General features: G+C 67.6%; 11 protein-coding genes. 5 read left to right on the forward strand and 6 right to left on the reverse strand.

The window, feature by feature from the left end; all coding sequences use genetic code 11:
* Positions 1-129 precede the first annotated feature (129 nt).
* Positions 130-972 (reverse strand): tRNA (adenine(58)-N(1))-methyltransferase TrmI, encoded by an 843-nt coding sequence (trmI, locus tag A5681_RS12125; RefSeq protein WP_067274350.1) that lies wholly within the window; start codon positions 970-972, stop codon positions 130-132.
* 73 nt (positions 973-1,045) lie between these two features.
* Between trmI and A5681_RS12130 the strand changes: the two genes are divergently transcribed.
* Together A5681_RS12130 and A5681_RS12135 are read left to right on the forward strand one after the other, a co-directional pair.
* Positions 1,046-1,936, forward strand: coding sequence for a RecB family exonuclease (locus A5681_RS12130; RefSeq protein ID WP_067274586.1), 891 nt, complete (start codon positions 1,046-1,048; stop codon positions 1,934-1,936).
* Positions 1,937-2,205: 269 nt separating this feature from the next.
* On the forward strand, positions 2,206-3,477 hold the full coding sequence (locus A5681_RS12135) for a DEAD/DEAH box helicase (protein WP_067274357.1): 1,272 nt from the start codon (positions 2,206-2,208) through the stop codon (positions 3,475-3,477).
* 58 nt (positions 3,478-3,535) lie between these two features.
* On the opposite strand, the gene A5681_RS12140 is transcribed toward A5681_RS12135, so the two are convergent.
* From A5681_RS12140 to A5681_RS12160, 5 genes are all read right to left on the reverse strand, one after another.
* On the reverse strand, positions 3,536-4,918 hold the full coding sequence (locus A5681_RS12140) for an FAD-containing oxidoreductase (protein ID WP_067274361.1): 1,383 nt from the start codon (positions 4,916-4,918) through the stop codon (positions 3,536-3,538).
* On the reverse strand, positions 4,915-5,424 hold the full coding sequence (locus A5681_RS12145; RefSeq protein ID WP_067274364.1) for a DUF4126 domain-containing protein: 510 nt from the start codon (positions 5,422-5,424) through the stop codon (positions 4,915-4,917). The genes A5681_RS12140 and A5681_RS12145 overlap by 4 nt, the downstream gene beginning before the upstream one ends.
* A gap of 119 nt (positions 5,425-5,543) precedes the next feature.
* Positions 5,544-6,401, reverse strand: coding sequence for an ATP phosphoribosyltransferase (gene hisG, locus A5681_RS12150; protein ID WP_067274367.1), 858 nt, complete (start codon positions 6,399-6,401; stop codon positions 5,544-5,546).
* 2 nt (positions 6,402-6,403) lie between these two features.
* Positions 6,404-6,685, reverse strand: a complete 282-nt coding sequence (locus A5681_RS12155) for a phosphoribosyl-ATP diphosphatase (RefSeq protein WP_046183102.1) — start codon at positions 6,683-6,685, stop codon at positions 6,404-6,406.
* Positions 6,686-6,739: 54 nt separating this feature from the next.
* On the reverse strand, positions 6,740-7,339 hold the full coding sequence (locus A5681_RS12160) for a TetR family transcriptional regulator (protein WP_067274371.1): 600 nt from the start codon (positions 7,337-7,339) through the stop codon (positions 6,740-6,742).
* 270 nt (positions 7,340-7,609) lie between these two features.
* On the opposite strand from A5681_RS12160, the gene A5681_RS12165 reads away from it, so the two are divergent.
* From A5681_RS12165 to A5681_RS12175, 3 genes are read left to right on the forward strand one after another with little or no spacing between them, the layout of a single operon-like run.
* Positions 7,610-8,449: an MlaE family ABC transporter permease gene (locus A5681_RS12165; protein WP_067274374.1), complete on the forward strand. Its 840-nt coding sequence runs from the start codon at positions 7,610-7,612 to the stop codon at positions 8,447-8,449.
* 1 nt (position 8,450) lies between these two features.
* On the forward strand, positions 8,451-9,314 hold the full coding sequence (locus A5681_RS12170) for an ABC transporter permease (protein ID WP_067274377.1): 864 nt from the start codon (positions 8,451-8,453) through the stop codon (positions 9,312-9,314).
* Between the two features lie 11 nt (positions 9,315-9,325).
* Positions 9,326-10,894 carry an MlaD family protein gene (locus A5681_RS12175; protein ID WP_067274379.1) on the forward strand — a complete coding sequence of 523 codons (1,569 nt, stop codon included), beginning with the start codon at positions 9,326-9,328 and terminating at the stop codon, positions 10,892-10,894.
* The last annotated feature ends 6 nt before the right edge of the window (positions 10,895-10,900 follow it).

The following is a 10,900-nucleotide window of genomic DNA, read 5'->3' on the forward strand; positions in this document are numbered from 1 at the left end:
CGCGCTCGCGATCACCACTAGTGCCGATGGTGGCGACCCGCCGCGCCCGGCTACGCCGCGCTCGCGATCACCACTAGTGCCGATGGTGGCGACCCGCCGCGCCCGGCTACGCCGCGCTCGCGATCACCACTAGCCGTCGCGGCCCTCGCGTTTGCGCCCCAGCGGCGCCGGCGCGACGACGCCGGGCGCGAGCCGTCGCGTGAAAACCAGGAAAGCGGTGTGCCCGCGCATCGAGTGCTGCGGCCGAACGGCCAGGCCGACAACGTTCCAGCCGCGTTGCAGCGTCTCCCACGACCGCGGCTCCGTCCAGCACTGCTGAGCCCGCAGGGCCTCAACGACCCGCGACAGCTGGGTCACGGTGGCGACGTAGACCATCAGAACGCCGCCGGGGATCAGCAGTCGGGCAACCGCATCGAGCACCTCCCACGGCGCGAGCATGTCGAGCACGGCCCGGTCGAACGAGGCGTCGGTCCAATCGGAGTCGGCGACATCGCTGACGATCAGCTCCCAGTTGTCCGGCAGCTGCCCATAGAACACCGAGACATTGCGGCGGGCGTGCTCGGCGTGATCGGCGCGCTGCTCATAAGAGACCACCCGCCCGTCGGGTCCGACCGCGCGCAGCAGCGAGCAGGTCAGCGCCCCCGACCCGGCCCCGGCCTCCAGCACCCGCGCGCCCGGGAAGATGTCGCCCTCGTGCACGATCTGCGCGGCGTCCTTGGGATAGATGACCTGCGGCCCGCGGGGCATCGACATGATGTAGTCGACGAGCAGCGGCCGCAGCACCAAGAAGGGCGCGCCGTTGCTGGACTTGACCACAGTGCCCTGTTCCAGCCCGATCAGCGCGTCATGGGCGATCGAGCCGCGATGGGTGTGGAACTCCGCGCCGGGCGTGAGTGCCATCGTGTAATGCCGGCCTTTGGCGTCGGTGAGTTGGACGCGTTCCCCGACGGTGAACGGGCCGGTTGCGGACACGCCGTCTAGCGTGCCAGCCGACTCGCCGCGGGCGGTGCTCGGGGTTGTCGGCACCCGGTTCTACGCTGCGGACATGACCGACCAGCCGCAGACCCTCGCGCGGCCGGCTGCAAGACCGGCTTCGAAACCGGCACTGTCCCCGTCACGGGCGGCTGACTTCAAGCAGTGCCCGCTGCTGTACCGGTTCCGGGCGATCGACCGGTTGCCCGAGGCGCCGTCGGCCGCACAGCTCCGCGGCTCCGTGGTGCACGCCACCCTGCAACAGCTCTATGAGCTGCCCGCCGCGCAGCGCGGCCCGCAGACCGCGCTGTCACTGGTCGAGCCGGCCTGGGACCAGGTGATCGCCGCGGCGCCCGACCTTGCCGGCGGCTTTGATCCCGAGCAGCGCAGCCAGCTGATCGCCGAGGCTCGGGCACTGCTCTCGGGCTACTACCGCCTCGAGGACCCGACGCGCTTCGATCCGCAGTGCTGCGAGGAGCGCGTGGAGGTCGAGCTCGCCGACGGCACCCTGCTGCGCGGATTCATCGACCGGATCGACCTCGCCGCCACCGGGGAGATGCGGGTGGTCGATTACAAGACGGGCAAGGCCCCGCCGGCGGCGCGGGCCCTGGCCGAGTTCAAGGCGATGTTCCAGATGAAGTTCTACGCGGTGGCCCTGCTGCGCACCCGCGGTGTCGCACCCACCCGGCTGCGGCTCATCTACCTCGCCGATGGGCAGGTGTTGGACTATTCGCCCGAGCATGATGAGTTGCTGCGCTTCGAGAAAACCCTGATGGCGATCTGGCGCGCGATCCAAACCGCCGGCCAAACGGGCGATTTCCGCCCCAGCCAGTCGCGGTTGTGTGACTGGTGTCCCCACCAGCAGCACTGCCCACTGTTCGGCGGTACCCCGCCAACCTATCCGGGATGGCCGGATCACATTCTGCCGCAAGGCATTTCGCAGCCTACCGAACCGGCGGCCTGAGCGCAGGGCGGCCCGCCGGTGTGACAAGGGTCATTGCCGCATAGGCCGCCCGAACGGAGAAGTTCACCGGCGGGTGCGGTAGGCTGTTGTCAACGTTGGCGCCGAATGGCCTGCCAGCACGTCGTGATCGATTCGTTATTTCTTCTCAGATCCCCGCGGGGCGCCGAGTCCGAGATGACTAGGTGCGCTCCGCACAGCCTCGAGTCGCGGCGATCGATGTTGCCCGACGGGCAATCTCGCTACCACCGACGCTTAAGGGACAGTGAAACATGCTTGAAGACACCACATTTGCTCACCTCGGGGTGAGCCCATCGCTGGTCGACACGCTCGCCAAGGGCGGCGTCCACCGGCCATTCCCGATCCAGATCGAGACCTTGCCCGACACGCTCGCCGGACGTGATGTGTTGGGCCGCGGCAAAACCGGCAGCGGCAAGACGCTCGCCTTCTCGATCCCGCTGGTGAGCCGGCTCGACGCCGGTCATCGCCAGCCGGGCAAGCCGACCGGGCTGGTGTTGGCGCCCACCCGCGAACTCGCGACACAGATCGCCGCGACCATCGCGCCGCTCGCCACGGTTCGGGGCCTGCGCGTGACCACCGTCTTCGGCGGGGTGCCGCAGAACAGGCAGGCCGCGGCGCTCAGATCCGGCGTCGACATCGTCGTCGCCTGCCCGGGCCGGCTGGACGACCTGATGAAGCAGGGCATCGTCAAGCTCAGCGCGGTTGAGGTCACCGTCATCGACGAGGCCGACCACCTCGCCGATCTGGGCTTCCTGCCCACCGTCACCCGGATCCTGGCGGCCACGCCGGCGGCCGGCCAGCGGATGCTGTTCTCGGCGACTCTCGATGCCGCCGTCGACACCCTGGTGAAGCGATTCCTCTCCAACCCGGTGACGCGATCGGTCGCCGAACCGGCGTCGGTGACTCCCGCGATGACACACCACCTCTTCTGCGTCGACGGGCCCCAGGCCAAAAAGGAGCTGGTGCACCGGCTGGCCGCGGGACAATCCCGGCGAATCCTGTTCATGCGAACCAAGCATCAGGCCCGCAAGCTGGCCCGCCAGCTCACGCAGTCGGGCATCCCGTCGGTGGAGTTGCACGGCAACCTCTCCCAGAACGTGCGCGACCGAAACCTGGCGGCGTTCGCGGCCGGTCACGCGAGAGTGCTTGTCGCGACGGACATCGCCGCGCGCGGCGTGCACGTCGACAACATCGAGCTGGTGGTCCATGTCGACCCGCCGCCGGAGCACAAGGCCTATCTGCATCGGTCCGGCCGCACGGCCCGGGCGGGTGCCTCCGGCGACGTGGTCACCATCGTGCTGCCCGACCAACGCAGGGACGCCGAATCGATGATGCGCAAGGCGGCCATCCGCGCCGTTCCCCAGCAGGTCACCGCGGCCTCCCCCGTCATCCACGCCCTGGCCGGCCAGCCCGCTCCACGCGAGGTCATCGCGCCGGCGCCGGTGGCGGCTCGTCCGCCCCGGCCGAGCGCCGCGCGCAACAGGAGGCGCGGTTCGCGTCGCCCCGCGACGGCGCCTCGGTAACCGATGCTCGATGGTGGCGACCCGCCGCGCCCGGCTCACGCCGCGCTTGCGATCGCCACTACTGCAGCGGTGTCATCTCCTGCAGCATCGTGGGGATGAGCTCGCTGACGGTGGGATGGATGTGCATGGTGCGGGCCAGTGTCGTGTAGGGCGCTTTGGCCGACATGACGTCCAGGATCTCGTGAACGGCCTCGTCGCCGCCGACGCCGAAGATGGCCGCTCCCAGGATCTCCCGGGTGTCGGCGTCCACCACCACCTTCATAAAGCCTTGCGTCTCACCCTTTTCCACCGCCCGGCCGACCCGCGTCATCGGGCGCTTGCCGACCAACGCGTTGCGCCCCGACGCACGGACCTGGTCGACGGTCATCCCGGCCCGCCCCAACGGGGGGTCGATGTAGAGCGCGTAGGTGGTGATGCGGTCGCTCACCCGGCGCGGGTCGTCGTCGAGCAGGTTGGCGGCGACGATTTCGAAATCGTTGTAGGAGGTATGGGTGAAGGCGCCTTTGCCGTTGCAGTCCCCCATCGCCCAGATGTGTTCGACGTTGGTCTTCAGCTGGTCATCGACGACGATGTAGCCGCGGGCGTCGGTCTGCACACCAGCGGCCTCGAGTCCCAGGTCGTCGGTGTTGGGCCGCCGGCCCACGGCCAGCAACAGGTGGCTCCCGGCGATCGGGGCGGCGCCAGCGCTCGGAGTCAATTCAAACCCGTTGTCGATCTTGGTGATTCGCACGTCGTCGGCACCGACGATGACGTCGACGCCCTCGTTCTCCAGGATGTCACGGACGGTGGCCGACACGTCTTCGTCCTCGCGGGAGGCCAGCCGCGAGCCGCGCTCGACGACCGTCACCCGGGCGCCGAAACGCCGGTACATCTGGGCGAACTCCAAGGCGATGTAACTGCCGCCGAGGATAACGAGATGGCTTGGCAGCGTGTCGAGTTCGAGGATCGAGACGTTAGTGAGGAACTCGACGTCGGAAAGCCCCGGGATTTCCGGCACCACCGCACGACCACCCACATTGAGGAAGATCCGGTCGGCGTGCAGAACCTCGTTCCCACCTTCGGAGTCGACACGCAACGTGTGCGGGTCTTCGAAGCGGGCGTGCCCGCGAAAGACGGTGCAACCGTCCATCCCCGCAAGCCAGTCCTCGACGCCCTTCCGGTCGCCCAACATGATTTCGTCTTTGCGCGCCTTGACTTTCGCCATGTCCACGCTGACGGGTCCGGTCGCCACACCGTAATCGGCGCCGCGGCGCGCGAGGTGGGCGGCGTACGCGCTGGCCACCAGGGTCTTCGTCGGGATGCATCCGGTGTTCACGCAAGTGCCGCCGATGAGTTTGCGCTCCACCAGCGCGACGCGCTGCCCGGCAGCCGTCAGCCGCCCCGCCAGCGGTGGGCCGGCCTGCCCGGCGCCGACGATGATCGCGTCGAAATGCTCTGTCACTTAACCGCCGTCAGCAGGTACTCCGTCAGCACATGACCCGTGACCGCGGCGATGGCGAACCCGCCCGCGATCGCGACGGCGTCCTCGAGCAGCGCGATCGGCAGGTCCTTGCCGGCCACCGCGGCCAGCCGCTTGCGCGCCTGATACCCGCCCAGGGTGCCCAGCACCGCGCCGATGACGCCGGCTCCGAGCGCGGTGAACGTCCAGTGCGGCCACGCGCCCAGCGCCGCGCCCGCCAGTCCACCCGTGAGGATCCGGGCGGCGAAGATCGGCGCCGCCGTGCGGGCGGGCGTCTTGGGCAGCTTGTCGTTGACCAGTTCTCCGACCGCGAGAAGCGTGAAGACGATGACCGCGATGATGTTGGCCAGCCACGCCGCCCACGTGCCGTGCAGGTCGATCCAACCGAGGTAGGCGGCCCAGGCGACGACGGCGGGGGCCGTCAACGACCGCAACCCGGCGATGACGCCAATCAATAGGGCCAGCAGCAGAATAAGCGCGTGTGTCACGAGGACCCTCCTGGGAATCGAACAGCCCGGCAATGGTGAGGATGAGGGCCCATGGGGGTAACACGGGCGAACAGCCCTAGGCGGACGCTAACACAGCCGCGACCGCGGCACCCGTTCGATCAGAACCGGCAGAACCTGATGTCGGAAGCCAGAATGGCTTTGGCGCCGATGGCGGCCAACTCGTCCATGATCTCGTTGACGCCACGACGGGGCACCATCGCGCGGATCGCGACCCAGCCCGGATCGGCGAGCGGCGCGATGGTCGGTGACTCCAAACCCGGCGTGATCGCCGTGGCCTTGTCCAAGACGGAACGCGGGCAGTCATAGTCGAGCATCAGATATTGCTGCCCGAAGACCACCCCCTGGATCCGCGCCACCAGTTGATCGCGCGCCGCCTGCGTCCCGTTCGGGCCGTCCGGGCCGGCGCGCTCGATCAGCACCGCCTCGGAGTCGCACAGCGGATCCCCGAAGGCCACCAGGTCGTGCAGGCTCAGGGTGCGCCCGGAGCCGACCACGTCGGCGATGGCGTCGGCCACGCCGAGTTGCACAGAAATCTCCACCGCCCCGTCGAGTCGAATGACGGTCGCTTCAATACCGCGTTCCGCCAAATCTTTTCGGACCAGGTTGGGGTAGGCCGTCGCGATCCGCTTGCCGGCCAGATCCGCCGTCGTCCATTCACGTCCGGCCGGGCCGGCGTAGCGAAAGCTTGACGACCCGAAACCCAGCGCCAGCCTCTCGCGCACCGGCGCGTCCGAATCGCGGACCAGATCGCGTCCGGTGATGCCGAAATCCAGCTGCCCCGAACCCACATAGATCGCAATGTCTTTGGGCCGCAGGAAGAAGAACTCGACCTGGTTGACCGGGTCGATGACGGTGAGGTCCTTGGAATCGGTGCGACGGCGGTAGCCCGCCTCCGCGAGGATCTCGCTGGCCGGCTCGCTCAGCGTGCCTTTGTTGGGAACCGCGACCCGCAACATCGTCACAGCTTCCGGTAGACGTCGTCGAGCGACAAGCCACGCGCGATCATCAGGACCTGCGTCCAGTACAGCAACTGGCTGATTTCCTCGGCCAGCGCCTCGTCGGGTTCGTGTTCGGCCGCCAGCCACACCTCGCCGGCCTCCTCGAGGATCTTCTTGCCCAACCCGTGGACGCCGCCGTCCAGCGCGGCAACCGTCGCGCTGCCGGCCGGCCGGGTACGGGCGCGCTCGCCCAATTCGGCGAACAGATCCTCAAACGTCTTCACGGCCAGCGATTGTTTCACGCGGCGGCGAGCAAAGTCACGGCGGTTTCCGCCGGTGACGTTTTGAGCCGCCGGTCAGTCGAACCCGGCGAGCGTCATGCGCAGCGCCTCTTCGAGCTGAACGTGAAACTCCGGCCCGTCGGGGGGCTGGGTGAGCCAGCGATCGATGACGAATTTGGCTGTGGCCAAGCTGGTGTGCACCAACAGCGCGGGGCGGATGTCTGCCGCAGCGTCGACGCCCATGCGGGACGCCACTTGCTCGACGAATTCGCGATGTTCGGTCTCGGTGACCAGCACCGATTGGCTCAACAACCGCGGGGCGGTGGCGACGGCCTGGCGCCAGGTATCCAGCGTCTGGACTTCGATGACCTCTTTGGCGCGCGCGACAAACAACCGGATCAACGCCTCGACCGGTGACTCGTCCGGTGGTCTCGCGCTGTAGGACTCGACGATCTCGGCGCTGGCCTCCCGGACGGGACCGACCAGCAGGCTCTCCTTGGTGGGTGCGTACCGGAAATAGGTGCTGATCGATACGCCGGCCGCCGCGGCGATGTCCTCGGTCGTCACCGCGTCGAAGCCGCGTTCGGCGAAAAGCCGCTGGGCAGTCTGCTGGATCTGCGAAACTAGCTCAGCACGCCGACGGTCTCGCAACGAGCCGGTGTTTGCTGAGGGCATGCTTTCACCTTCGTCAATCCGCCATTTCAGCCGATGATGGCGCTCAACGGCGATCCAGATGAGTGACTCTACACTATTGAAAGGTCCTATCAAGTAGGCTAGTGTGACTCAGCACACGCCTATGAGCTGCGAAGTTACGTAACCTGATAAGGCTATTTTAGTGAAGTTAGGCTCCACGGGCTCCGATCCCCTCTGCTCGGCGGTCAGGACGTATTGGTTCGCAATGACGGGTGCCGTGAGTTTGCTAGACATACGACTAATAGCCACGCGATGACGACTGGACACGACGGCGTCACCGCCATCCAGGAATGGTCGATCGGGTACGTCAAACGTCACCCCGTCGCGTCACTGACCACCGTCGGCGAACAGTTCGTGTTGGGCGTGCGCACCGCGCAATATTTCTTCTTCGACCTGATGACGGGGCGATTCCAATGGCAGGAGTTCGTCCGCCAGGGCGCGTTCATGGCCGGCACCGCCGTGTTGCCGACGATCCTGGTGTCGCTGCCGATCAGCGTCACCCTGTCCATCCAGTTCGCCCTGCTGGCCGGCCAGGTCGGAGCCACGTCGCTGGCCGGCGCCGCCAGCGGCCTCGCGGTCATCCGGCAGGGCGCGTCGCTGGTGGCGGCCGTGCTGATGGCATCGGCCGTCGGTTCGGCCATCACCGCCGACCTGGGCTCGCGAACCATGCGCGAAGAAACCGACGCGATGGAGGTGATGGGCGTCTCGGTGATTCGCCGTCTGGTGGTCCCCCGCTTCGCCGCCGCGGTGATGATCGGCGTGGCCCTCACCGGCGTGGTGTGCTTCGCCGGCTTCTTCGCGAGCTACATGTTCAACGTGTACTTCCAGAACGGGGCGCCGGGCAGCTTCGTATCGACGTTCGCCTCGTTCGCGACGACCGACGACATGATTCTGGCGCTGGTCAAGGCGGTCGTGTTCGGCGCCATCGTGGCCATCGTGTCGAGCCAGAAAGGCTTGTCCACCAAGGGCGGACCGACCGGCGTCGCGAACTCGGTGAACGCGGCGGTCGTCGAGGCCATCCTGCTGCTGATGATCGTCAACGTCGCGATCAGCCAGCTCTACATCATGTTGTCGCCCAGGACGGGGCTGTGACATGACGGCGTCCGCCTATCAACCGTTCGCACCGATTTCGGTCCCGCTCGTCCGGCTCTACCGCCGGGGCAAGATACCCATCATCCGGCTCGGGCACTTGCTGGTCTTCTTCGTCCGGGCGCTCGTCGCGGTCCCGCTCGCCCTGCGCCAGTACCGGGGCGAGTTCCTGCGGCTGCTGTCGAACATCACTTGGGGAAACGGCTCGATCGTGGTGGGCGGCGGCACCGCCGGCGTGGCCGTCGTGCTCGGCATGACGGTCGGGGCGCTCGTCGGAATCGAGGGCTACAACTTCCTGGATCTGCTCGGCCTGGGGCCCGCCACCGGCTTCGTCTCGTCGTTGGTCAACACCCGGGAGCTGGCCCCCTTGATGGCATCGCTGGCCTTCGCGATGCAGGGTGGCTGCCGCTTCACCGCCCAGCTCGGGTCCATGCGCATCGCCGAAGAGATCGATGCGATGGAATCGATTGCGATCCGGCCGATCCCGTACCTGGTAACCACCCGACTGATCGCCTCGGTGGTCGCGATCGTCCCGCTGTACGCGGCGTGCCTGGCGATCGGATACCTGAGCACACAAGTGGTGGTGGGATTGGGCAGCGGCGGGTCGACCGGTTCCTACCTGCACTACTTCACGCTGATGCTGGCCGGGCAGGACATCGTCTATTCGTTGATCAAGGCCGTCATCTTCGTCTGGATCGCCTCCACGATCCAGTGTTACTACGGGTATTACGCGGGCGGCGGACCGGAGGGCGTCGGGGTCGCCGCGGGTCACGGCATGCGGGCCAGCATCACCGTCGTGATCATCGTGAACATGCTGCTCACCATGGCGCTCTGGGGCGTCGACTCCGGCGCACGGTTCGGCGGGTAGGCCGGCGGAACATGCCGAATTCCTTTGAGCTGGACGGGCGCGGCCCGTCCGACCGGCAGCTGTTCGGCATCGGCATTGCGGTGGTGGTGGTCGCCGCCCTGCTGACCACCGCGATGTTGGTCAAATCCACTGGCAGACTGAACGAATACGTGCGCGTGGTCGCCGACCTGGTGAACGTGGGCGACGGCCTGCCGCAGAAGTCGGACGTCAAATACCACGGCGTGCTGGTCGGCATGGTCAACGGCGTCGTGCCCGCGGCGCACGGCAACCCCAACTATGTCCACATCGACCTCAAGGAGGAATTCGCCGGATCGATACCGGCCAACGTGACCGCGCGCGTGGTGCCCAGCAATGTGTTCGCCGTGTCGTCGGTTCAGTTGGTGGGCAACGGCCCCGGCGCGACCATTCGCGACGGCACGCACATTCCGGAGGACAGGCGGCTTCCGACCGTGTTGTTCCAAACGACCGTGACCAAGCTGCGCGACCTGCTCGCGGCGGCGGGCCGCGACCGGGACGACCGGTCGGTGGGAATCCTGGCCGCACTGGGCGCCGCCACCGACCACCGGCGCGTCAGCCTCCTGCACGCCGGCGCGCAATTGAATCGCCTTCTCGACCAGCTCAATTCGATCGTCGGCACCGACACCGGCCCCTCGACGGTGTCCGCCCTGCTGGATGCGACTCGCGGGCTGGCGCAGACCGCCCCCGATCTTCTCGACGCACTGCACCAGGCCGTCGAACCGATGCGGACCTTCGCCGAGACGCGCGGGCAACTCGCCGCGCTGCTGTCCGGCGCCGACAACACGGTCGGCACCACGCGCCAATCGTTGGGCAACCACATCGATCAACTCATCGGCATCACAACCGATTTCACGCCCGTGCTCGGCGTGCTGGCGCAGAAGTCCAACAACTTCGTGCCCGCCGTCGCCAAGCTGGACAACCTGGCCAACCAGTTCATGGAGCAGGTCTGGAACCCGGAGACCAACCTCGGCAACATGCGCGCGATGCTGACGTTCACGCCCAGTTCCACCTACACCCGCGCCGACTGCCCTCATTACGGCGACCTGAAGGGGCCCAGCTGTTTCACCGCGCCGCTGATCCCGGTGCGGCCCGATCTGCCCGATGTCCTGCTGCCGCAGAATTATCAGCCGCCCAAGGACCTGGCCCCGCCCCCGGGCACCGTCATCGGCCCGGACGGAAATCTCGTCGCCGTTGGTCCGCCGCTGATCAACCCGAATCCCAACCTGGCCGATCCCAATCCCCCGCTGCCCGCGGGGATCACGCCGTCTCCGCCCGTGCCCGGAAGCGCGAACCCCGACAACCCGTCGCCGGGGGCGCCCGCCACGCCGCAGCCGCACGAACCGTGGGTAGCCCCGGTGGCGCCCAAGGCGCCGTGGATCCCGCAGGCCTCATTCGGCGGGAACGTGGGACCCGTTGGGAGCCAATACGAACGGAACATGTTGGGCGTGATCACCGGTTCGCCGGCGACCGCGGCCACCGAGCTGCTGTTGGGACCGGTCGCACGTGGCACCACGGTGTCCATCACCCATGCGCCGGCCCATCCAGCCGGGGACGCCAAATGAGGTGCT

Origin of the sequence: Mycobacterium scrofulaceum (assembly GCF_001667885.1) — a bacterium.
GTDB lineage: Bacteria > Actinomycetota > Actinomycetes > Mycobacteriales > Mycobacteriaceae > Mycobacterium > Mycobacterium scrofulaceum_C.

Bases quoted from the DNA above. Each gene is read 5' to 3' on its own strand.
- A5681_RS12165 (WP_067274374.1), top strand. From the start codon at position 7,610: ATGACGACTGGACACGACGGCGTCACCGCCATCCAGGAATGGTCGATC.
- A5681_RS12170 (WP_067274377.1), top strand. From the start codon at position 8,451: ATGACGGCGTCCGCCTATCAACCGTTCGCACCGATTTCGGTCCCGCTC.
- A5681_RS12175 (WP_067274379.1), top strand. From the start codon at position 9,326: ATGCCGAATTCCTTTGAGCTGGACGGGCGCGGCCCGTCCGACCGGCAG.
- hisG (WP_067274367.1), bottom strand. From the start codon at position 6,401: ATGTTGCGGGTCGCGGTTCCCAACAAAGGCACGCTGAGCGAGCCGGCC.
- A5681_RS12160 (WP_067274371.1), bottom strand. From the start codon at position 7,339: ATGCCCTCAGCAAACACCGGCTCGTTGCGAGACCGTCGGCGTGCTGAG.
- A5681_RS12135 (WP_067274357.1), top strand. From the start codon at position 2,206: ATGCTTGAAGACACCACATTTGCTCACCTCGGGGTGAGCCCATCGCTG.
- A5681_RS12130 (WP_067274586.1), top strand. From the start codon at position 1,046: ATGACCGACCAGCCGCAGACCCTCGCGCGGCCGGCTGCAAGACCGGCT.